Genomic DNA, 22,710 nt, shown 5'->3' with positions numbered 1-22,710 from the left:
ACTCTGGTCGATACGCGCGCTGTGGTCGCGCGTCGACGCGTCTCGCGCGTCAGGAGATGTGCTCCACCAGTGCGGCGCGGAAGGCGTCGGGCTGCTCTACATGAGGGGAGTGGCCGACGCCGGTGAGGACGACCTCGCGGTAGGCCCCGCCGGCCGCGGCGTACCGGTCGAGGACCTCGCGGGTCTGCGTCACCATCGGCTGGGGCGGCGCCACGGCCTCGCCGGGCCAGCCGGGGATGACGCCGAGCTGGCCGAGGCGGTTGAGGTCGAGGCTCGAGGCGTCGGAGATGATCGCGTCGAGGTCGCCGCGGATCCACAGGATCGGCGGCTTGTCCGCCGCCCCGACGATGCCGGTGAGGTCGCAGTGCACCGGAGCCATCGTGTTGAGCACGCCGCGGCCACCGGCGGCGAAGCCCGGCCAGCTCTCGGAGCCGACGGCATCGCCCGGGTAGTTGTCGGGCCCGACGACGGTCGAGACCATCGAGGCCACCCAGAGGTCCTCGTGCTCGTCGGCGAACCCCGGCGCGACGTAGACGCCCCGGAAGACGTTGCGCGGGCTGCTGCCCGCCTCCTCCGAGGTGTCGCCCTCGCCGAGGCGCCGCACGAAATCGGGGTTCGCGCCGCCACCGCCGGTGCCCGCCCCGTCGTCGGTCAGCCGGCGCCCGCCCGCGCCCGTGCCGCCGAAGCCGTACGGCGAGACCGGGGCGACGAGGGTGAGGGAGGCGACGAGGTCGGGCCGGTCGAGGAGCACCTGCTCGACGACGCCGCCGCCCATGCTCCACCCCACGAGGTGTGCCCGGGGCACCTCGAGCGCGTCGAGCGTGGCGGCGACGTCGTCGGCGAAGTCGCGCAGCCCCCGCGTCGCGTCGACCGGCGCGGTGTCGGACCCGCCGAAGCCTCGCAGGTCGATCGCGTAGGAGCGCACCGACAGGGCGAGCATCGTCGGCTGCCAGAAGAGGCTCGACGAGCAGTTGCCGTGGACGAACACGACGGGCGTCCCGCCGCCCGCGTCGGCTCGTTCCAGCACGTTGACCGACAACCGTCCCGTCGGCACGGTGCGCTGCGTGATCCCCGTCATCAGGTCGTGTCCCATCGCTGCCCTCTCCTCGGTTCGTGACCCGAGTAGACCACCGACCACCGACAGCCAGGAGGTGGGCGCGGCGGCGGGGCGTGGCCCGGGCACGGATGGGCGGCCTGCGAGCGGTTCCCCGGCGATCGCGGAGCCCGCCGAGCGCCTCCGTCTCGCAACCGAACCCGGGGCGAGCGCTCCGGCACGCCGGGTTCCACGGGCGATGCGCTCAGCCCCGGCCGGACTCCACCGCGCGGGCCAGGGAGGCGAGGGAGCGATCGAGGTGCGCCGTGTCGACGGCGGGCATGCCGCCGATCGCCGCGGCAATCTCGGGCGGGGTCGCGGCCCAGTCGTGAGTGAGGCGCACTCGGGTCCCCCCGTCCACCGGTTCCAGGTCGTACCGCCAGAACCAGCCCCCACTCTGCAGGACACCCTCGGGCGAGTACTGCGACGGCTCCCAGGCGATGGCCCGACCCGGGTCCAGCACCGTGACGCGGTTCTGCATCTCGTAGCGGCCGCCGGCGTTGACGTGGAACATCTCGATGCCGAAGACCTGGTCCACCTCGGTGATCGGCGACGGCGACTCCTCCAGGCTGCCCCGCACCCAGTCGGTCGGTTCGGTGAGGTGGTGCCGGGAGGGGTCCGTGAGCAGGGCGAAGATCACCGCGGGTGGCGCGGCCATGGTCCGCTCGGCGACGAGCTGCGTGGCGCTCGCGGGTGCGTTCTCGGTGGTCGTCACGAGGGGTTCCTTCCGTACAGTGCGGCGACGTCGGGGGAATCGAGCCATTTCTCGTAGGTCTCGGATTGCGGCCATCCGGCCGGCACGTCCTGCCACCGCTCCTGGCGGCCATAGGGCAGCAGGTCGATGAGGGGGAAGGTGTGGGAGAGCTGTTCGGTGCCCCGTCCCGAGGTGTGCCAGGTGCGATACACGGCGTCACCGTCACGCAGGAACACGTTGACGGCGAAGCCACCGTTCGGCGGCGCGTCCATGTCGGCGCCGAAGGAACTGTTCGCGGTGGAATACCACTCCATCTGGTTCCCCACCTTCTCGCGGTAGGCCAGGGCCTGCGCGATCGGGCCCTGGGTGACGACGACGAACCGGGCGTCATAGCCGCGCAGGAAGTCCAGGCGGGTGAACTGGCTGGTGAAGCCGGTGCAGCCGCCGCACTGCCACTCGGAGTCCGGGAACCACATGTGGTGGTAGGTGATCAACTGCGACCGGCCGTCGAACAGATCGACCAGGCGGACGGGGCCGTCCTTCGAGTCCAAGGTGTAGTCGTTCAGGGCCACCATCGGCAGGCGGCGGCGCTGGGCCGCGATCGCGTCGAGCTCTCGGGTGGCGGCCTTCTCGCGGACCCGGAGCTGGTCGAGCTCGCGCCTCCAGGTCTCGGCATCGACGACGGGTGGGAGGACGGTCTGCTGCACGGTCATGATGCTCCCAGGGGATGGGATAGGGTGAATGTGAACATAAATAACATCCGTGTGAATACTGTGAACTTGGCTGAGGGGCGGTGTCAAGGGTGGCGGGGAAATCGGGGCCGTACCATCACGGCGACCTGCGCGCGGCACTCGTGGCGCAGGGTCTGGAGATCGCCCGCAGCGAGGGGCCGTCCGCCCTGTCCCTGCGGGAGGTGACGCGTCGGGCCGGGGTGTCTCCGGCGGCCGCCTACCGCCACTTCCGCGACCGTGCCGCGCTCATGAGTGCGCTCGGCCGCGAGATCCAGGAACTCATGGCGAAGAGGATGCGCGCGCGGAGCGATGCGCCGACGGGCGGCGCTGTCGCCTCGGCCGACGGCACGCAGCATGGCCCGGTCGAGGCCGCGGAGCGGGCCCAGGCGGCGCTGCGGCGGCTGCGCGGGGTGGGCCTGGGGTACATCGAGTTCGCCGTCGACGAGCCGGGCTGGTTCGAGCTCGCCTTCTTCGGCGAGTCGGCCCGCCCCGACGAGGCCTCGCCCGCCGACAGGCCCGTCGCGACCGCCGGGCCGGCGGGTCAGGCGCGGCTCGAGGAGGTCCCGCCGTTCGCGGAGCTCCTGGCGGCGCTCGAGGACTGCGTCACCTCCGGCGCCCTCTCCGCCCGGCGCCGAGCCGGTGCCGAGTTCTCCTGCTGGTCGGCCGTGCACGGATGCGCGGAGCTCATGGTGCACGGCCCACTGCGCGGCGCCGATCCCCGGGTGGTGCGCGCGGTGGCCGAGCGCGTCGTCGACGACATCATCTCGGGGATCCGCGGCTGACGAGCTCTGCGCGGCGTCGGGAGGCAGGCCCGGGTTCCGTCGCGCCCCCGATTCGTCCAGTCCCGTGATCCTCCACGTCCACTTTTAACCATGGTTATGGTTCCGGTCGTCCGATGGTGGGCGTCAACCAAAGTGGTTGGTAGCGCGACGTGGGCGGCAGATCGCCGGGAGGTGGATTCGGGAGCAAGGCCGCGAGACGGACTGGTTGTCTCTCGCGCGTCGCCCGGCTCCTCGACAGTGTCGGCGTCGAGCAGACCAGGCGGACCGCGTCGCCGCCCATACCCCACCCCGACGACACAAGTTCCCCTGGCCGTTCACCATCCTGCGTCTGATCCGATCCCCTTCCCCCCAGGAGCGTCGAGGAGGATGATCGAGGGGGAACCCAGCAGGATGAGCGGGCGAAGGAGCCGGCCATGAGCGCAGTCGTCGAGATCACGACCGAGGGCATCCCGCCCGAGGACCTCAGTGGGGCGCGGATCATGCTCGGGGACACCGAGCTCGGGCGCTTCGACGGGCAGCCGACGGTCCGCTTCGAGGTCTCGCCCGGGCGGCACGTGCTCATCATCAGGGACGGCTTCGGGCTGACGGCCGCGATGCGATTCCGCGTGGTGCGCGGTCAGCTCGTGCGCCTCTGCCTCGCCCTGCACGAGCCGGAGAACTGGGGGCTCGTCTTCGGCGGCTACCACGTGCTCCAGCGGGCGGGTACCGAGCGGATCTCGTCGTAGGTCACGGCCGGCGCGGGGTAGGGGCAGGTCGGATCTCGGCGAGAGTCACTCCGAGTCGAGCCGCCTGACCCTTGGGCGTCCCGCCGCGATTCCTGCGCGAGGTCATGGGCCGTCTGCATGGCCGTCCAGGCGCGGGCGGTGCCGGCACCGGCCTCCTCCAGTCGGATGGCGAGGTTGGGGCTGATCCGAGCGTGGCCGCGCAGGACGCGGCTGAGCGTCACCCGCGAAACGCCGAGACGGGCAGCGGCCTCGGCCACGCCCGGGTCGTTCACGATGTCCTCCCGGAGCAGTTCACCGGGATGGACCGGGGGTGTTCATCACCTCGGCGCTTCTCCCTTCAGTGGTAGTCCGGGTCGTCGACACGTATCGCCTGCCGATACGCCAGGCCAGGCGTCGGCTCCGCATCTGCCGACGGTCGTCGGCCTCAGGAGGGGATCACCATCTCGGCGCGTCAGGAACGCGAGCCCACGAACGCGTGGACGAGCTGGGATGTCGAAGCGGTGCCAGACCACCCCTTGAAGACCCACCCTCACCTCCTCGCTCGCGCCGGCAGGTGATGTCCTTACCCGGACCCGGTTTCCGACGATGGGTAGGCACCCCGGTTCCAGGGCGACGGTGGACCGGTCCGGTAGGTCGGAAGACAACAGAGGGGACGCGCCATGGGGCACCACGATGAGTTCTCGGACCTGGCGGCCAGGACGGAGCGGGCCGCAACGGGTCTTTCCGGGGCGCTGGCGAACGAGTCGGAACTAGGGGAAGAGCACGGGACGGCCCGCGACCGGATCCGGGGCTGCCTGCTCGCGGGGGCGGTGGGCGACGCTCTCGGCGGCGGCATCGAGTTCGACTCCTGGTCCCGCATCCGCGCGACGTTCGGCGAGGCGGGGCTGCAGTCGTACACGCCGGCGTACGGCCGCGTCGGCGCCATCACCGACGACACGCAGATGACGCTGTTCACCGCCGAGGGCCTCATCCGGGCGCGCAACCGGATGGAGGCCGAGGGGACCTGCAGCCCGCGCCACGAGGTGCACCAGGCCTACCTGCGGTGGCTCGCCACGCAGAACGGCCACAGAGATCCGGCGCACGACGGCTGGCTCATCGCGGTTCCCGAGCTGTGGAACACGCGCGCCCCGGGCAACACCTGCCTGTCGGCGCTTCAGTCCGGACAGGTCGGGAGCATGGACGAGCCGATCAACGACTCGAAGGGGTGCGGCGGCGTGATGCGAGCCGCGCCGGCGGGCTTCCTCGCCGAGGCAGCCGATCGGTTCCGGCTCGGGTGCGACGTCGCCGCCATCACGCACGGTCACGCCGACGGCTACCTGCCGGCGGGGGCTCTGGCGGTCGTGGTCGGGGCTCTCGTCGACGGCGCCGAGCTGTCGACGGCCCTCGACGATGCCGAGGAATGCCTGCGGCAGGCCCGATCCCACGACGCCACCCTCGCCGCGCTCCGCGCCGGTAGGACCCTGGGCGCGGCGGGTCTCCCCGCGCCGGAACAGCTGGAGGGCCTCGGTGGGGGATGGGTCGGCGAGGAAGCCCTCGCCATCGCCGTCGCCTGCGCCGTCGGAGGCATCGACCGGCCGGCGGAGGCGATGCTCGCCGCCGTCAATCACTCCGGCGACAGCGACTCGACCGGGTCCATCGCCGGGAACATCCTCGGTGCGACCCACGGGGTGGAGTGGCTGCCGACGCCGTGGCTCGACGAGCTCGAACTGCGCGACGTCATCGACGCCGTGGCGGTGGATTGTCATCGGTCGTTCCACGGTGTCGGTAACCCGGACGCGCGAGACCTCTCGGACTGGTGGGAGCGCTACCCGGGCCGGTAGTTCTCGAGGTCTCCGGCGTCATGTGCCACCGGAGGGGCCTCATGTCTCTCCGGGCTGTCGCCGACTCGGGTGCAGGGGTCGCAGGTGACCAGCTCCTCGCTCGTCTCGGCGCCACGTCAGCCGTGCGGATCGCATTACACGGAGCCCGCCCGTGCAGCCCGGCGCCCGGGGCGCCGGTCCGACCGCGACGAGCCAGTTCGGGCGTCCGAGAGGACGAGCGACTCCGGCGTTGCGTGTTCCAGCGCAGCATCCAGGGCGGTACGGATGCGGGCTCCCTCCTCGCTGCCGGTGGTCGACAGGCGGAGGGGCAGGGGGAGGCCGGCGGTGTGAAAGATGCTGTCCTTGACGCGGTCTCGTTCCAGCTGCTCGGGCTTGTTCTCATGGAAGGCCCACCCGTCGACCTCGATGGCCAGGACCGGTCTCAGACTCACCGATCGGTACACGAGGAAGTCGACCGACGAGGTGGTGCGGAGGAAACGCTGCTGCTCGGTGGTGAACGCGGCTGTCTCGGTAAACAGGTGCGCGAGTCGGTATTGCGGGGCCACGGCCAGGCCGCGATACCGATCGTGCTCGTCGGTCGTGTGCAGAACATCCTCGATCAGCGTCCGCGCGAGGTCCTCAGAAGGATACCGCGACTCGCGTCGGACGCGCGCTGCGAAAGGGGCCAGTCGCTGCGAATAGTCGCGGTACAGGAGGTCGAAGATCGAGACGACGTCGCTCTCTCGCACGGCGTCGGGGTCGTGGTAGGTGATGTAGTCGATGAGGTCCGCGAGATTGCGACTCTTCGGGTGGCGCCGATGATGCGCGACGAGCACGAATGTGGAGATGGCACGTGAGACGGCCACGTTGATGAGGCGGGCGTCGTCGGCGTATCTCAAAGCATGTCGACCCCTCCAGGAGTCGTCCACCACGCTGGACATGACGACGACGTCGCACTCGCGCCCCTGAAATTTGTGCACGGTGTCAGACTGCGCTCGTGGAGCGGGAGTGGAGGGGCGGACGGAGACGTCGAGCAAGCCGTTCTTGATGTCATCCTCGACCCCGAGTTCGCCGATTTCTTGAACGGTGCCCGCCAGTTTGTCGGCTTGCAGACGATAGGGGGTGATGTATCCCACCTGTCGGCCGACGAGCCCCATGTCGGGGATGACATCCTTGCGGATGACGTCGATCTCGCGTTCGTTCGAGATTCCTCGCCCACCGCTGAGGGCACGCATGTGGTTGCCGTCCGGGGTGGTCCAGACGCGCATCGACGTCGTGCCCGGCTGCGCATGGGTGAAGCTGATGAGTTCGCCTCCGTAGAAGGAACGGTTGCAGTAACCGATGATCTCGGGGGCGCAGCGGTAGTGCTCGATCAACATCGTGCTGGGCAAGGCCTCGCCGTAGAGGGCGTGAAGTGAGGAGAGGAGACTCTGCCGGCCGTGGTCGTAGGCCGGGTGCGGCGGTTCGACGCCGTGGGGAATGCGGCCGGGGATGTGGGGAAGCTGTCGGGTGTCGCCGACGACGACGACCCGCTTGGCGCAGGCCATGGCGACGGCGGCGATCAAGAGACTGACTTGCGAGGCCTCGTCGATGATGAGGAGGTCCACGAGGTGCCCGGTCGGCAGATTCCGCGCCAGCGAGTGGCACGTACTGAGGATCACCGGGTAGTCGGTGAGGAAGTCACGCTCTGATTGCCAGGCCATGTCGGCGTAGACCTTGCGAGTGCCCTGGTTGTAGCGGTCGCGGAGCGCCCGATCCAACCGCGTCATAGACGCCTCGGTGTGATCGACGACGAGCTGCTCGAGGTCGGCGAGCTCCAAAAGGGCGTGAAGTGCCGCCAGTTCATCCTCCAGCTCGTGGATGCGGCGACGGTAATACGTCTCCTGAAGTCGGAGGACCACATCGATGTCGCCGGGGTCGATTGCACCTGTCCTGCCGTAAGTGAAATATCGGCGCACACGCGTCAGCAGTCCTGGTGTCGAGGTGTCGAGGCTTGTCTCGGCCAAATAGCCGAGGATCTTCCCGGACGCCTTGTTGAGCAGCGGCAGGGCGTCGAGCGGTGGGATCTCGCGATCCTCGACGTGCCTGACGAAGTGGCGGTGCTCCACCCGGTAGGCGGCCAGCTCGGATTCGAGCCGGGCCCGGTCCCGGTCGGCCTGCTGTGCCCGCCTCAGACGCTCGGTGACACGCGCCACCGCCTCAGCGGGCGCGGGGTCACCCGGCGGCGGTCGTCTCATCGCGGCCTCCACTGCGGCGATGCGGTCGACCTGACCCGCGAGGAAGGCGGTTCGGTTGTCTCGGTTGCCGAGAGCTGCCGCGATGTACCCGATGCCCACCTTGTCCAGCTTCTCGCGGACGTTGTCGACGGCGGCATTCGTCGAGGAGACGACCGCGACGTTCAGCTCACCGGCTGCCACGGCGCTGGCGACGATGTTGAGGATCGTCTGCGTCTTGCCGGTCCCGGGAGGCCCCTCGATCACCGAGATCTGGTGGGAGAGCGCCATCTCGGTGGCGTCCCGCTGACTGATGTTGGAGCTGAAGGGGTGGAGGGCGGGGGTGGGTTCTGCGAGTCGGTCGAGAGAGATGCCGTGGAGGTAGGCGGCTAGAGCGCTCTCTGGGTGGACGAAGGAGAGAGCACTGACCTCACCTCGAGTGGGGTCGCCGGGGGGCAGCGAACGGGCGAGGGCGCGCCAGTAGTCGAGGATCGCCGAGGCGTCCCCGGGAGCAGCCGCTGTCTGCAGGAACTGCACTTCGTGGGAGGGGAGCAGGTCGTGCTCGATGACACCACGATCGTTGCGCCTCGTCACACGGGTGTGGTCTCCGAACCGCGTCATCGAAATGGCGCCGGGACAGATCTGACCTCGGACAGCGAGGCGCTCTCCGGCGGACACAGCCTCTGGTTCACCGGTTCGCACATCGACGTTGGCCCCGTTGTACGTGTAGGTCTTGCCGCCGCCGAAGGTCACCCGCAATCTGCCGTCCACCCACTCGCACTCCCGGACCTCGGTGGTCTTGTCCCTGAACCGAGTGGTCTTCGCATCCCGCAGAAGGATGAGGTGTTGCTGCGCGTCCACGCTGAACCCCTTGATGCTGAGCGGTTCTCGACGAACGTCATCGTGCCGGACGAGACGGCAGGAGAGGACTCGGAGCGGCAGGCGACCTGGAGCGACATCGGCGGACCGCAGCCCGCACCAGCTCGCGGGCGCCGGCAACGCGATCGTTACCCCGACGGGCCGGCGTATCGCCGAGACGCGGGCATCGAGCGCGGCGAGGTGCGTTGCTGCTCGGTGGTAACGCCGATCCCCGTACCTCGATCTCACCGGCGGGGAACTACTGATGAACGGGGAGAGCCGATGCCTGAGTGCAGCGCTCACGAAGCACCTGAGAACGGCGCGGCAACGCCGGACGACGAGAGTGTCGTGCGTCGCGAAGTACACCGGATTCGCGGGTTCGTTCAGGGCTTGGCGATGGAGGACCTACGCCAAGGTACGTGGTTCGTGAAGGTCCTGGCCTTTGCCCTCGACGACTACGTGACGCAGGTGGACGCCTCCTACTTCAGGGGAAAGTATCCGGACCTTCCGCCGGATGCCATCGTGCAGGCCCGAATTCGCATGGCGGCGAACTACGCCGCGATCGAAGGGGGCATGAGCGCGCTCGCCTACAACGGTGCCTTCGCAGCAACCCTGGGTAGCGGTGGCGGAGCTTCGCCCCTCACCCTCCCCGTCGGCGGGGCGGCGTTCGTCGTGGACACCTCGTATACGTCGTACCTACAGCTGCGGATGGCCTACGACATCTCGGTCCTCTATGGAATCCCGCTCGACCATCGAGACCCCGAGGACCTGTGGAGGCTTGTCAGGATCGCCGTGGGGATCAAGGTCGGCGAGGTCGGCACCGGCGCGGCTCTCAAGGGGGTGCCGGTGGTCGTCCGGCCTGCCCTCAGGAGGATCTTCAGCGGTTCGACACTGGCTGCCGCCAAGGGCCTCCCTGTCGTCGGCAAGCACCTGCTGCAACGCAACATCGTCAAGATCGGCCTGCCCGTTGTCGGTGTCCCCCTCACCGTGGCGGTGAACCGCTGGACGACCTCGGTGATCGGCCATCAGGCGGCGAGGGCGTTCCGGACCGAGGCGCGGATCTTGGAGGCCGCCTCGCGTCTCGTGGCGAGCACCCCGCATCACGAGGAGCTCGCGTGGACCATGTGGCTGGTGATGCACGCCGACGCCGACGTGACCGAGAACCAACGCCTGCTCCTTCACCACCTCACGCGCCAGGCAGCGGCAGCCGGAGGGACCGCCGCGATCTTCGACGAATTGCGGGTGGTCATCGAGGTCGACGAAGCGACTGTGCTTGCGAGGCTCGACGCCATCGAGGGGGATCGCTCGGCCATCTACACCGCAGCCGTACTCGCTGCGGCCGTCGACGGCAAGACCCATGTGCCGGAGCTACAGCGTCTCGAACGCATTGCAGGCCACTGCGGTAGTGACTTCGATGGCAACGTGGTGAAGGCGAAAGCTCGCGAATGGCGCTGAGGCGCCCAGCGTCTGAGAGCTGTTCTCGTCGTTCGTGTCGACCGCCTGGTCGTAGCCCGGCTTGCCATTGACGGTGCCCGCGTCCACCCACGGGTCTCGAACCCGCCGTGAAGCCGGCGGACCAGCGGACCGACGACGTTCGCGTGGTCGACCTCACGACGGTCACGGCCGGGCTCACCCGCGACGGCAGCACGACGGCCCGACGTTCGCCGGAAAGGCTGTTCGGGACGGTGTCGGTCGACAACCACACACGTCGGACCGTTGTGGAGAGTTTCATCGGTGTGATTGATCCACACGGAGCGTTTCGAGAGCCGCCCGGGCCGCGTCAGTGCCGCAGGTTCGCGAACGGCAGCAGCCCGTACCGCTGCACGAACGCGTGGAGCAGGGCGGACTCCTCCGCCGCAGCGTCCACGCCGGCCACGGAAGGTCTCCACGCGACGAGTAGCTCGGCGGAGTCCGCGAGTTGCCAGACGAACCGCCCGCCCCAGTGTCCGGCCTTCTTGCCGGTGCCGTGGCGGCGGTACTCCTCCAGCCGGCGGCGCAGGCCCCGCTTGGGGGTGGCGGCGCTCGCCTTCCCGATGTAGACGACTCGGGCCGAGTCGACCCAGTTGCCGCGGAGGCGCTCGACGGCGACGCTCGGGTCCTTTCCCTTGAACCGCCCGGCCGGGCTCGACGGGAGGAATTCCGGCGCGCCGCCCGTCTCCCGGAGGACGACGTAGACGCCGGCTTCGTCGTGGACGTCGGCTTTCGGCAGGCGGGCGAAGGGCACGAACCCGGTGAACCCCACCTGTTCCAGACCGCGCCGGGTCCAGTTCTCGGGGCAGCCGCCGGTCAGGCGGGGCTCGTGTCCGCCTTGACGCGTTCGCGCGGGCGCTCCGTCCGGGGCAGTTCTCCTCATTGGTTCACCCCGCACGGCGAGACCCACCGGACGTCGCCGGGACGAGGAACCCCATCAGTCGATCCTCGTCGCCCGGCAGCGCGAACCGTTCCGCGGCCGCCGCGTGCTCGACGATGTCGGCAAGATAGTCCGGCACCTCCTCCACGCCCGGGTCCTCGACGGTGTCGACGGCGTGGAGGACGACGAAGCGCGCCGGCGTGCCGTCGTCCTTGAGCCGGAGGACGCGCCCGAGTCGCTGGATCATCTGGCGACGGCTCCGGCTCGCGGCGACGACGATGCCGAGGTCGCAGTCGGGCACGTCGACGCCCTCGTCGAGCAGCCGCGGCGCCGACACGCTCGTGACGAGGCCGTCGCGCAGCAGCTCGAGGCGTTCCTCGCGCTCGGACTCGTCGAGCCGGCCGTGCACCGCGACGCTCAAGCACCCCTCCTCCTGGAGCGCGGCGGCGGCGCCGCGGGCCGAGGCCGTCGTCTGCGTGAACACGATCGTCCCGCGGGAGGCGGCCACGGCCGGCGCGAGCCGGCGCAGCGCGTCCACCTTGCCGGCCGCGCCCGCGAGGACCTCGCGTCGCCGCGTCAGCCCGGTGAGGAAGACGCCGGCGGAGGTGCGCGCGGCGTGCCCGGGTCGGCCGAGGACGCTCTGGGCGTACCGCATGATGTCGACGAAGTCGGCCCCGGCCGGTGCGTCATCCGCGGCCCGCAGCCTCCAGAGCGCCCGGGTCAGGGCGTGGGTCGCGGCGTCGTACTCGGTCCGCTCCTCGGTGGTGAGGTCGATGCCCACGTGAGCGACCCGGAACGGGGCGATGATGCCGTCGGCGAGCGCGCGGCCGTAGCCGAGCGTGAAGCGCACCTCGCGGAAGTACCCGCGCAGGACGTCGTCCCCGTCGTCGCCCCGCTCGTACGTCGCCGTCAACCCGAGTCGCGCGGCGAAGCCCGGCCGCAGCGCCCGGGAGAACGTGGGGGCGCCGTAGCGGTGCACCTCGTCGGCCACGAGCAGCGCGGGTTCGGAGCGCCAGAGCGGGTCGGTGGCCGCGAGCGTGTGAACCGTGTCGATGAGGACGTGCCAGCCGGGCCGGCGGGCGGCGTCCGTCGAGACGATCACCCCGGGGAACATGTCGCGCACCTGACGTTCCCACTGCCGGACCAGCGCGAGCGTGGGCGTCATGATGACGACGCGCTGACCCCGTTGCAGCGCGTCGACCATCGCCCCCAGCCCCAGGCGCGTCTTGCCCGCGCCGGTCACGGCCTCCACGACCCCGACGCGGCCGGCGGCGTACCAGGCCTCGAGCGCGTCGGACTGCCAGGCGTACAGCGACGGGAAGTCGAGGGAGGGCACGTCGCTCAGGGGCGGTGGGTCCAGCCGCCAGGTGACGTCAGCCGGGGGCGTGATGCGCCACCCACCCGGCTCGTCGACCACGGTGGGAGCGCCCTCGACCGACGCGTCGGGCTCGCTCGCCTCGTCCGCGAGCAGCGCCTCCAGAGCGACAAGTCGGGACCTGACGTCAGCGAGTGACTCGGCCAGCCCGTCGGCCGCGTCTACGAGGGCGCGCAGCTCGACGACCGCGAGCGCGCGGGCGCGAGGGTCCAGCGACATCGGCATGCCCTCCTCGCGTCGGCTCGACCGGGCCCTCCGGCGTCGGGCCCTCCGTCCCAGTCGGCCGTTTCACCTCAGGGCGAAGGTGACGGAGCCGTCTTTCGCTCGGGTCCGGTGTCGTTCTGCCGACGAGACATCCAGGACCTGGGAGGGAGTGAGCCGTCGTGGCCACGGAGGGACGCAGGACGTGGGCCGACACGGCGCTCGCGGAGCTGATGCGGGAGCTGACGCCGCTCGTGGCACAGACGGCACCCGGCCCAGAGGGCTGGCCGCAGGAGTACCGGCGACGTGATGGCGCCACCGACGTCGGGTCCTACCGACTCGACGATCCCGCCTTTGCGCTGCGCGTCGTCATCGAGAACCCGAGCCGCTTCGGCAGCCCCAATCCGCAGGCGCTCTCGAACGCGGCGCGGCACACCCTCCACCACGCCCGCATGCTCCCGGTCGGCGACGCGGCGACGACCCGCGAGTTCCTGGGCCGCGCCGGCGACCTCCTCGACCTGCTCGGGAGGCCGGAGGCGGTGGAGCGCTGCGCGCGCCTGGCCGAGCAGCAGCCCGAGGCGGCCCCCGAGGGCGACGGGCCCGCCGACGCGGCGATGCCGGCGGTGATGCGGCGCTGGAAGGGCCGGCTGCTGGACCTCTCGCGGGCCAATCCGCTGCTCGCGGTCTCCCGGCACGGCGTGCCCCTGCTCGTCGACGAGTCGACGCTGCCCGACATCGAGGACGTCGTCGCCGACGGCGTGCCCATCGTCGTCCGTGGCTCGGAGGACCTCGACGAGCTCGAGCTGCCCGAGTGGGCGCGCCACGCCACCGACCTCGACAGCGCGACCGTCCTGCGGCTGCTCTCCGACGAGGGGATCGTCTTCGCCCGCGAGGAGACCCGCGCGTTGAGCACCGATCTGCCGAAGCTGCGCCGGCGCGCGCACGTGGCCCGGGAGGAGTCGGGCGCCAGCCCGCTCTACCTGACCCTCGGCGGCCTGCAGATCATGGACGACATCGCGCCCCTGTTCCTCCTGCCGGTGACCCTGTCGGGCGGCCGGCGCGGACCGTGGTCGGTGCAGCTCGAACCGCAGGCGGACCTGCGGTTCAACGAGTGCCTCGTCGAGTGGCTGCGGCGCACGTGCGACTTCGAGCCCGAGGTGCTGCGCCGCCCGCCGACGGACCACTCGGGCATCGACATGCCACGCGTGTTCGTCGGGCTGCGGGCCGCGATGGCGGCGCGTCGGCTGCCCTTCGAGGTGGTCGTCGACGCGCGGCTGGCGCTGCTGGAGTTCTCGACGATGGAGATGTGGCGCGACCTCGACGACCACTGGGAGGCGTTGAGCGAGAACAGCGTCGTCGCCCACCTGGTCGCCGCCACCGACGCCCCCTACCGCGATGCCGTGCCCGAGCCGGTCTCTTCCGACGCCGACGAGTGCGCGCTCACCCTGCCGCTACCGGCGGACGGTTCGCAGATGAAGGCGGTGCGCTGGGCGGGGGCCGGTCGCAGTTTTGTGCTGCAGGGCCCGCCCGGGACCGGCAAGTCTCAGACGATCGCCAACATCGTCGCCGACGCCGTCGCGAACGGTCGGCGCGTCCTGTTCGTCGCGGAGAAGGAGGCCGCGGTCGACGTCGTCGCACGGCGCCTGCGCGCGGTGGGTCTGGCGCAGCGGTGCCTCGACCTGCGCAGTAAGGACCAGACGACGCGCGGGGTGCGCACGCACCTGACGAAGGCGCTGGCTCGCACGGGCGCCCCGAGCGCACAGATGCAGGAGCGCCGGGCGCGGCATCGCGAGCTCGTCGGTCTGCTCTCGGGGCATCCGAGGGCGCTGCGCGAGCACCCCGACGTCGTCGCCTCCCTCGACGGGGACCTGCGGCGTCGGCAGGTCGAGGCGTACCGGAACGTCACCCGGGAGCTGCGCCAGGACGTGCGCGCGGCGGCGCCTCACGGGCCGGACGTGTCGACCCGCGGGCACGAGTGGCGCGCCGAGGACGAGATGTCGGCGTTGCGCCGCGAACTGCGCATCGCCCGGGTCGAAGGCATCCGCGACCTCGTCGAGGCGCACACCGACGCGATCCTCGCCCTCACCCCCTGCCTGCTCATGAGCCCGGCGACGGTCGCCCGATACCTGCCGGCGCGGCCGGGGCTGTTCGACCTCGTCGTCTTCGACGAGGCGTCGCAGATCAAGGTGCCGGACGCGATCGGCGCGATGGGTCGCGCGCGGGGCGTCGTCATCGTCGGCGACCCGCAGCAGATGCCGCCGTCGGACCTCTTCGCCGCGGAGGTCGGCCACGATGCCGAGGACGACGCCGAGCAGGAGTCGATCCTCCGGGAGGCCGTGCGCATCGGTTTGCCGATCCTGCCGCTGACCTGGCACTATCGCAGCCGCTCCGAGGGGCTCGTCGCCTTCTCCAACGGCCGCTACTACGAGGGCGCGCTCGCCAGCTTCCCGACGCCGCCCGGCTCGCGGCGCGACTCCGGCGTGGAGTTCCGCCGGGTCAACGGCCGCTACGAGGCGGGCCGGAGCAAGCGGCGCCGCAACCTCATCGAGGCCAACGCGGTCGTCGACGAGGTGCACCGCCTGGTCGCCGAGAACCCCGACATGTCGCTCGGGGTGGTGACGTTCAACGACGCCCAGCGGGACGACATCCTCGACAAGCTCGAGGCCGACACGGCCCCGGCGCCGGTCCGAGCCGCGCTCCGCCGCGACGTCGAGCCGCTGTTCGTCAAGAACCTCGAGCACGTCCAGGGTGACGAGCGCGACCACATCCTCTTCTCGCTCACGTACGCGTGTGGGGAGGACGGTCGGCTGCCGATGAACTTCGGCCGCCTCACGCGGGCCGGCGGGGAGCGACGCCTCAACGTCGCAATCACGCGGGCGCGGGTGCGCAACACCCTGTTCTGCTCGTTCGACCCGAGCGACATCGACCGGTCGAGCCGAGTCTCCCTCGGCCCGTCCCACCTGCGCGACTACCTGCTGGCCGCGCAGCAGGCGAGCGCCCTCCCGGGCCCGAACTCGAGACCCGAGAGCGAGGACCTGTGCGTCGGCCTCGTCGATCAGCTCCGCGACGCGGGTCTCGAGGTGGTCGCGGACGTGGGCCTGTCGAACTTCCGGGTCGACCACGCCGTGCGCGCACCCGGTCGGCCGTGGATCGCGGTCCAGCTCGACCACCGGGAGTGGGCGCAGCGGGCCGCCGTCGCCGACCGCGACGACATCCCCTACTCGGTCCTCCAGGAACACATGGGGTGGGCGGACGTGCACCAGCTCTACCGGTGCGAGTGGGAGCGGGATCCGCTCGGCGTCGTCGGGCGGATCCGGGTACTCGCCGAGATGGCGGGTGAGCCGTTCTCGGCCGTGGGGACCACGGCGTCGTCGGGCGGCGCGGCGGTCCCGCAGGCGCCGATCGCCGCGGTGGCGGACGCGCAAGCGGCCGTTGTCCGACCCCTGGCCGGACTCGGGACCTACGGGGTCAGCCCGTTCATCCCCGCGGGGGACGACGTGCGCCGAGACCGCGCCGTGCTCGGCCGCCTGCCCGAACCGGAAGCGGTCGCCGAGGTGGGCGAGGAGTGGCGGGACGTCGTCGCGGCCGAGGGGCCGATCCTGCTGGACCGCGCCGCGTACGTCGTCGCCCACCGGTTCGGATGGCGACGCCTCCACGAGGGACGGCGTGAGGCGCTCTACGACAGCATCCCCGCCGACGTGCGCCGGACGACCGTCGACGGATTCACCTATCTCTGGCCGGCGCACCTGGACCCGGCGGCCTACCGCGGGATCCGCGGCGGCCCCCGCGCCGACCGGAAGATCCACGAGATCGCCCCGGAGGAGCGGGCGAACGCCATCCGGCTCGTGCTGGCCGAGAGCGGCGGCCGATGCGACGCGGACGACCTCGTGCGCGGCGTCAAGGAGGTGTTCGGGTTCGGGAAGCTCGGGCCTGTCCTACGGGCCGGGATCGAGGCTGTGCTCGACGGGATGGTGGACCGCGGCACGTTCCAGCGTGCGCGCAACGAGGTCACCTCGCCGGCGCCTCCGGCGGACCCCAGGGCTGTTGCTGTTCACTGAGGGATGACAACGCCGGTCAGCGGGGCCGGCCGAGGAGAGTGAGATTCGTATGCCGGTCGAGATGGGACTGTGGCGAATCGACGGGGGCACCCCGCGGCGGCTGGCGGCGCGTGTCCTGCCGTCGGAGGCAGACCTGGAGAATTTTCTTGCCCAGGACCCGTCGTTGCTGGGTGAGCGGCTGCTGGTCATCGGACAGCAGGTCCGTACCCCGCACGGAAAGTACATCGACCTGCTGGCCATCGACTCAGAGGGGAGGCTGCACGTCCTCGAGCTCAAGCGCGACAAGACTCCCCGAGAAGTTGTGGCACAGATCCTAGATTACGGCTCCTGGGTCACGGACCTGGATCGCGATTCGATCCTGGCTATCGCCAACGAGCATCTGACTCTGCCCTTCGAGACTGCGTTCGAGGAAGTTTTCGAGTCGTCGCCTCCCGATGAACTCAACGTGGAGCTCAGATTGACGGTGGTTGCCACAGATCTCGATGGGAGTTCCGAGCGTATCGTTGCATATCTGCGCAACTTCGGTGTCCCGATTAATGCGGTCTTCTTCTCCTTCTTGGAAGACAACGAGCGGCGGTACCTGGCCCGGTCCTGGCTCGTAACGGCCGAGGAGGGGTCGACGGGGTCGTCATCGCAGTCTCGCAAGAAGGGCAAGCGCGCCGAATGGAATGGGAAGGACTGGTACGTTTCTTTCGGCGATCACGAGGGAGGACGCGCGTGGGTAGACGGCCGGCGTTTTGGTTTCGTGTCGGCCGGCGGTGGTCGCTGGTACTCACGCACGCTACGTGAACTGCCGGTCGGTGCGCGTGTGTGGGTGTGCATTCCTGGCAGCGGCTATGTGGCAGTCGGTGAAACTCTGGAGCGGGCCCGGCCCTTTCGGGAGGCAAGGGTCCGTATCGACGGAGCCTGGGCGCCTCTTGCGGAGCAAGAACTCCGCGGCAACTACCGGAAGAATGACGACGGCGACGACACCATTGAGTACGCGGTGCCGGTGCGTTGGCACGAAGCCGTACCTGTTGGCCAGGCATACTGGGAGAAGGGCTTCTTCGCCAACCAGAACAGTGCCTGCAAACTGCGGCAGGAGTTCACTCTCGATAGATTGTCGCAGCATTTTCGCGTGAATGAGGATTGAGCTGCTGACGGTCGTAGAAATCCGAGAGGCGCCATCGGCTAGCCCTTCGCATGCCTGGGAAGCTGCTAATCCCAGCAAGCGTGACCCTTGCCCATTAACGTCACCGCCTGATCTTCCTCAACGTGCACGCACGTGGCGTACAGTAGACCGCGCTGGCGCGCTCCGAGTGTAGTCGCCCATCGGTGACTGTTGTCTCGGCCAGCCTTTGACAGCTAAAGCCAGCCCTCACATCTGGAATTGTGGTCAATGAGATGCTCGGCATGTGGGCGATCCGCTGGCTCCCGGGGAATCATGGCGAGTTCCCGGCCGTCGAGACCTGCGTACTCCGTTGAGGCGAGGTCAGGTGAGCACCGCACTCGGTAGCCGTTATTTAGGACGACCGTCAACAGTCTGAGGTCGAAAAGCGTGTGGATGTCAGCGCGAAGGAGTAGCCCATTGTCGGAACGGTTAGTGTGCACGCCGGAGTGCGGCACGATGTGGGCGGCTTCCAGCAACGACGGCAGGGCGAAGCCTGTGACGGCACAACGCTCGTCGTAGGCTCTAAGGAGACTCCGTCGGAAAGCGGGTTGGCCTTGCCGCAGGCGGATGGCGACCATCACCCGTTCGCGGCTGTCCTTGCTGGCGTCGACAGCGGCCGCGACCTCTTGCTCTACTGACGCCGCGAGGTTCTCGACGTCCTCCGTGAAGAGCACGTCGTGCCCTTCGACGCGTAGGCGCAGCCAGCGTGCCCCGTCCTCGTTCGTGATGCGACGGACGGCCTCCTGATTCCCCGCATCGAGAGCCAAGCGGGGGAGTGACTCGGCGCGGGTCGTGGGAACCACCACCTCGTTCGACAGGAGCTCAAAGGAGAATCGCCACCGATAGTCACGAGGGTCGGCAGGACTCCAGGGACGTTGGCCATCGGTGATGGGCTCCTGACCGCTCGTCGCGCGCACCATGCCGAGCGCCTGGCCGCGTGGGCCGCTGCCGATGAAGAAGACGAGATCACCGGCCCGGAGAGCAGGACGTCCTGGTTCCTCGTGTCGACGGTTCTGGGTATCCCAGAAGCCGACTCGCTGCGCCACGCCCCAATGCTCTGGGAGTACGTTCGACACGGTGGCGGCCCAACTGGTCATGACATGCCTGCCCGTTGCTTGTCACGGGGGAGGCGTGTCCGAAGAAGCCTGTCGTTCCGTCGGTGTTCGGTTGAGGGATGCCGGGGGTCCGGCGCCTACGCGCGCATCAGCGAGCGGAGGAAGTCTCTGGTCTGCGGGTCGGTGGAGTAGAGGCGCACGCTGCGCATCCCGCGGGTGAGCAGCACCTTGTAGACGTTGCGGATGAGCCGGTCGACCTGGCGATCGTCGACGGCCGTGCGGCTGCGGAAGTCGGGATCGCGGTTGGCGCTGCGCACCACGACCCAGCGGCCGTCGCGCCACACGAAGTCGGGCCCGATGATGACGCCGGCGTGGTCGTACTCGAAGCCCTGAGCTGTGTAGATGCAGCCGACCTGCCCGAAGCCGGCCGGGTCGGTGGCCCACAGCGCCGAGGGCGGGGCGCCGCCGACGGCGCGGTCACCACGCAGGTTCCACGGCCGCGCCCACCCGTCGATCTCGACGTCCGGGACGAGGGTGCCATCGGGGCGCGGGTCGCTCCACGGCCAGCAGTACCCCGCGGCCATCCGGGCGGTGAACCCGTCGGCGTTGAGGCGGGCGAGTCCGACCTCCAGCTCGCCGGGCGAGTCGACGACGGAGACGTCGAAGCCGCGGTCGCCCTCCCAGGGGACCGGCCCACCCGGGGCGAGCCCAACCAGGCGCAGGACCCAGTCGACGTAGAGCCGGCTCCCGCCGCAGCGGAACTGTTGGTCGAGCCCGATCCGCTCGACTCGCATGCCGGCGGCCTCGGCGTGCGCGGCGACGTCCTCGGCCGTGCCGCGCTCGCCCGGCCGCACCACCTGATGCTCGTCGAGCAGGAAGACCGGCACCCGCGCGGCCGAGAGCAACTCATCGACCTGCGGCCGGCCGGCGGCGCGCAGCTCCTTGCGCGTATACCGGTTGACGGAGGTCTCGCGCAGTCGGTGGGCCTCGTCGAGGATGAGGCAGTCGAGGCCATTCGGTTCGGCGGCCATGAACGAGTTGAAGTAGCCGAACAGCTTCTGCACGCGCGGTGATCGCCTGCCGGCGACCTTACGCAGCGTCTGCGTGAAGGAGCGGGAGCCGGTGGCGTGCATGACCGTCCGCCCCTCGCGGGCGAGCTGCCCCATGAGCGAGAGCGCGATGACGGACTTTCCGCTCCCCGGACCGCCCGTGACGATGACCGCGGTCTTCTGGTTGGCGTGCCGGGCCCGCTCGACGGCATGAAGGACGTGTTCGTACGCGGCCCGCTGCTCGTCGAGGAGCACGAACTGCTCACGCTGCTGCACCTCGTCGGCCGCGACCTCGAGAAGCTTGCGGGAGGGCGCGGTGGCGCTGCGCACCAGGAGGTCGGCCGCGTCCGCGCCGGCGACGTCGGTGGAGAGGTGCTGTCGGAGGTAGTCGACGAAGTCACTGCGCCGCTGCCCGGTGAACACCCGGCCCAGCTCGGTCGGCGGGCGCACGAGAAGGTCCTCGACGCCCAGGTCGGTCGCGTTGTGCAGGTAGGCCGCGCCCACCAGGCTGTGCGGCTCCGCGGCGAGGGCCGACGTGAAGTCGGCCAGGTGCTCGCAGTACCCCTCCACCTGCAGGGCCGGATGCAGTACGCCGCGGTCGCCGTACTGGTCGATCCTGACGAGGGTGTCGCTGTCTTCGAAGCTGCTCGCCTCGCTCCACTGCTTGAGCTCGAGCACGACGTATGACGGCACACCGGTGCGGGGGTGGGTGCCGGCGAGGACGACGTCGGCCCGCTTGCTCGTGAGCGGCAACTGGTACTCGACCAGCAGCTCTACCCCGCCCAGACCGGCACCGATGAGGTCCGCCCGCAGCTGCGGGATGCTGCGCGACCACGATCGCTGCTCACCGGGCGAGGGGCGGGCACCCGTCTGCATCGACATCTGCTCGGCCAACCGCTCGGCAAGGTTGTGCTCCAGGGCGGACAAGCCCTGCGCGGACGAGCGAAGCAGATACACGGACGGAACCCCAGGCAGCACGAAGTAGCTCGTGCGGGTGGGGGCGTGTCCGTAGTGGAAGCCCGTCGGGCCGCAATGACGTTGTCAGAGTAGTCGCGAGGGGTGCCGCAGTTGTCAGCGGGACGTTGGAGTGACGCGCGTGCGGTGCCCCGCTCAGGACAGCCGCTGGCAGGGCAGACGACACGCCGACGTGTCGATGCCGTCGACGCAACTCCCGTATGTGTCGAATTTTGGCCTGTTCTTCGACACATCGCGAGAACGTGACTCCGGCGAGGACATGTGGAGCACCCGGACCACTCGGTATCAAGACCTCGCCGCTCTGCAGCCCTCGGTGGCAGTCGAGACGCCGACCGTCCTGAAGGCAACGGTGGCGGCATCCCGGGGCTCTTATGGTGATCGGCCGATCAGGGGCGAAGCGGGCGCCCCTGGGCGTCGGTGACCTTGCGCAGGACGATGAGGATGAAGTCGACGAGGCCCCAGATGCCCAGTGTGGCCCAGTTCAGGAACAGCTTGGCCACGCCAAGTCCCGTGTGGCCCAGGTAGAAGCGGTCGATGCCGATGCCGCCCAGGAAGAACGAGAGGAGAACGGCCGTCAGGTACGACTTGTCCGAGAAGATGCCGGGGCGCTGGTGGCAGGAACCCACGCCTGGCCGGCGTAGCTCACGGCGTCGGTGGGAGACAGTTCCTGAGTGCGGGCCAGCTCCCTGACGTGCTCGACGGGGTACGGGCCGTGTTCGGCACCCCCGATGTTGACTCGGTACGTGTTCGACGGGGTTGTCGGATACGGCTGGACGTCCTGGATGGGGCTAGTCATGGCAAGCTCTCTTGATCGGGCAGTGCGTTGGGCGGGCACCAGCTCATCGGCAACCGCCGGGCGATCCTGAGCGAACGTTCACATTCCGCTACTCACGGTCGCTCACAAGGGGAACAGCGCCAGCGCTTCCTGCGCCAGGCGCTCCGTCCGTGCTGCGATCTGGGCTCGAGACCAGGTCTCTTGAGTGGCCACGTCGGCGTTGAGCGACAGGCCGTTTCGGAAGCCGATCTGGTGACCTTTGTCGTCGACCCGATCCCGTTTCTGCGCGAACGACTTGGTACCCAAGTGACTGTTGTACCCGCTGATCGTCAGGTTTCCCAGCGCATGCACGAGTTCTTGCTGTAGTTCTCGAGCAGGCTCGGCGCCTCCGAGGTTGTGCGTCCATGCCTCCGGCAAGGGGTCGACCTGCGGAAGGATGTGTTCGATCGTCCACACGTAGTGCTTATTCTCCAGACGCCAGAGGTCGACCCGTGTCTCCTTGGTCATTCCTGCCTCGGCCAGCGAGGCGAGGATGAAGCGGGTCACGTCCGTGTTTTCGAGGTACACGGGGCCACGCAGCCGGGCTGCGAAGTCCGTGTCTGATGAGCTTGCGGCCCGCAAGACCTGACGCACGTACAGCTCTACGTGATCCGCCGGCAACTCGTGTGTCGCACCGGCCAGATCCATGAACAGGCGTGGCAGTCCGTGAGGCTTATTCAAGATGCGGTTGCGTAATTGTATAACGCGATGGTTGCGGTAATTGCGTTGGCGAATGTGGCGTAGGGTCGGCGGTAGTCGGTGTGCACGGCGTTCCAGTTCTTGAAGTG

General features: G+C 69.6%; 16 protein-coding genes and 1 pseudogene. 6 read left to right on the top strand and 11 right to left on the bottom strand.

The window, feature by feature from the left end; genetic code table 11:
- Window positions 1-49: 49 nt before the first annotated feature.
- The 3 genes from ICW24_RS16740 to ICW24_RS16730 form a co-directional block, all read right to left on the bottom strand.
- Window positions 50-1,093: an alpha/beta fold hydrolase gene (locus tag ICW24_RS16740; protein WP_226346872.1), complete on the bottom strand. Its 1,044-nt coding sequence runs from the start codon at window positions 1,091-1,093 to the stop codon at window positions 50-52.
- 205 nt (window positions 1,094-1,298) lie between these two features.
- Window positions 1,299-1,808: an SRPBCC family protein gene (locus ICW24_RS16735; protein WP_226346871.1), complete on the bottom strand. Its 510-nt coding sequence runs from the start codon at window positions 1,806-1,808 to the stop codon at window positions 1,299-1,301.
- Window positions 1,805-2,500, bottom strand: a complete 696-nt coding sequence (locus tag ICW24_RS16730; RefSeq protein ID WP_226346870.1) for a DUF899 domain-containing protein — start codon at window positions 2,498-2,500, stop codon at window positions 1,805-1,807. The genes ICW24_RS16735 and ICW24_RS16730 overlap by 4 nt, the downstream gene beginning before the upstream one ends.
- Before the next feature lie 89 nt (window positions 2,501-2,589).
- On the opposite strand from ICW24_RS16730, the gene ICW24_RS16725 reads away from it, so the two are divergent.
- Window positions 2,590-3,300 carry a TetR/AcrR family transcriptional regulator gene (locus ICW24_RS16725; protein ID WP_226346869.1) on the top strand — a complete coding sequence of 237 codons (711 nt, stop codon included), beginning with the start codon at window positions 2,590-2,592 and terminating at the stop codon, window positions 3,298-3,300.
- 413 nt (window positions 3,301-3,713) lie between these two features.
- Window positions 3,714-4,025, top strand: coding sequence for a hypothetical protein (locus tag ICW24_RS16720; protein WP_226346868.1), 312 nt, complete (start codon window positions 3,714-3,716; stop codon window positions 4,023-4,025).
- On the opposite strand, the pseudogene ICW24_RS16715 reads toward ICW24_RS16720, so the two are convergent.
- A pseudogene (locus tag ICW24_RS16715) lies at window positions 3,980-4,324 on the bottom strand (HigA family addiction module antitoxin); the annotation flags it as partial. The gene ICW24_RS16720 and the pseudogene ICW24_RS16715 overlap by 46 nt on opposite strands.
- Before the next feature lie 360 nt (window positions 4,325-4,684).
- On the opposite strand from ICW24_RS16715, the gene ICW24_RS16710 reads away from it, so the two are divergent.
- Window positions 4,685-5,845: an ADP-ribosylglycohydrolase family protein gene (locus tag ICW24_RS16710; RefSeq protein ID WP_226346867.1), complete on the top strand. Its 1,161-nt coding sequence runs from the start codon at window positions 4,685-4,687 to the stop codon at window positions 5,843-5,845.
- A 134-nt stretch (window positions 5,846-5,979) separates the two neighbouring features.
- Here ICW24_RS16710 and ICW24_RS16705 read toward each other — a convergent pair whose 3' ends face one another.
- Entirely contained in the window at window positions 5,980-8,898 is a 2,919-nt protein-coding gene (locus ICW24_RS16705) for an AAA domain-containing protein (protein ID WP_226346866.1), read from the bottom strand.
- Here ICW24_RS16705 and ICW24_RS16700 point away from each other — a divergent pair.
- Entirely contained in the window at window positions 8,881-10,350 is a 1,470-nt protein-coding gene (locus tag ICW24_RS16700) for a tellurite resistance TerB family protein (RefSeq protein ID WP_226346865.1), read from the top strand. The genes ICW24_RS16705 and ICW24_RS16700 overlap by 18 nt on opposite strands.
- A 325-nt stretch (window positions 10,351-10,675) precedes the next feature.
- Here the strand turns inward: ICW24_RS16700 and ICW24_RS16695 are convergent, their stop codons facing one another.
- Together ICW24_RS16695 and ICW24_RS16690 are read right to left on the bottom strand one after the other, a co-directional pair.
- On the bottom strand, window positions 10,676-11,119 hold the full coding sequence (locus tag ICW24_RS16695; RefSeq protein WP_226346864.1) for a hypothetical protein: 444 nt from the start codon (window positions 11,117-11,119) through the stop codon (window positions 10,676-10,678).
- A gap of 133 nt (window positions 11,120-11,252) precedes the next feature.
- On the bottom strand, window positions 11,253-12,839 hold the full coding sequence (locus ICW24_RS16690; protein ID WP_226346863.1) for a DEAD/DEAH box helicase: 1,587 nt from the start codon (window positions 12,837-12,839) through the stop codon (window positions 11,253-11,255).
- Window positions 12,840-13,003: 164 nt separating this feature from the next.
- On the opposite strand from ICW24_RS16690, the gene ICW24_RS16685 reads away from it, so the two are divergent.
- Window positions 13,004-16,879, top strand: coding sequence for an AAA domain-containing protein (locus ICW24_RS16685; protein ID WP_226346862.1), 3,876 nt, complete (start codon window positions 13,004-13,006; stop codon window positions 16,877-16,879).
- Window positions 16,880-16,928: 49 nt separating this feature from the next.
- Entirely contained in the window at window positions 16,929-18,011 is a 1,083-nt protein-coding gene (locus ICW24_RS16680) for an endonuclease NucS domain-containing protein (protein ID WP_226346861.1), read from the top strand.
- A 212-nt stretch (window positions 18,012-18,223) separates the two neighbouring features.
- On the opposite strand, the gene ICW24_RS16675 is transcribed toward ICW24_RS16680, so the two are convergent.
- The 4 genes from ICW24_RS16675 to ICW24_RS16660 all read right to left on the bottom strand — a co-directional run.
- Entirely contained in the window at window positions 18,224-19,126 is a 903-nt protein-coding gene (locus ICW24_RS16675) for an HNH endonuclease (RefSeq protein ID WP_226346860.1), read from the bottom strand.
- Window positions 19,127-19,221: 95 nt separating this feature from the next.
- Window positions 19,222-21,090: a DUF2075 domain-containing protein gene (locus ICW24_RS16670; RefSeq protein ID WP_226346859.1), complete on the bottom strand. Its 1,869-nt coding sequence runs from the start codon at window positions 21,088-21,090 to the stop codon at window positions 19,222-19,224.
- Between the two features lie 404 nt (window positions 21,091-21,494).
- Window positions 21,495-21,734 carry a TM2 domain-containing protein gene (locus ICW24_RS16665; protein WP_226346858.1) on the bottom strand — a complete coding sequence of 80 codons (240 nt, stop codon included), beginning with the start codon at window positions 21,732-21,734 and terminating at the stop codon, window positions 21,495-21,497.
- Between the two features lie 272 nt (window positions 21,735-22,006).
- Window positions 22,007-22,710 (bottom strand): HNH endonuclease family protein (locus ICW24_RS16660; protein ID WP_226346857.1); only part of this gene is annotated, 704 nt, incomplete at its 5' end.

Source organism: Agilicoccus flavus, from assembly GCF_014857905.1.
Lineage (GTDB): Bacteria > Actinomycetota > Actinomycetes > Actinomycetales > Dermatophilaceae > Agilicoccus > Agilicoccus flavus.
This window is presented reverse-complemented; position numbering and strand designations above follow the sequence as displayed.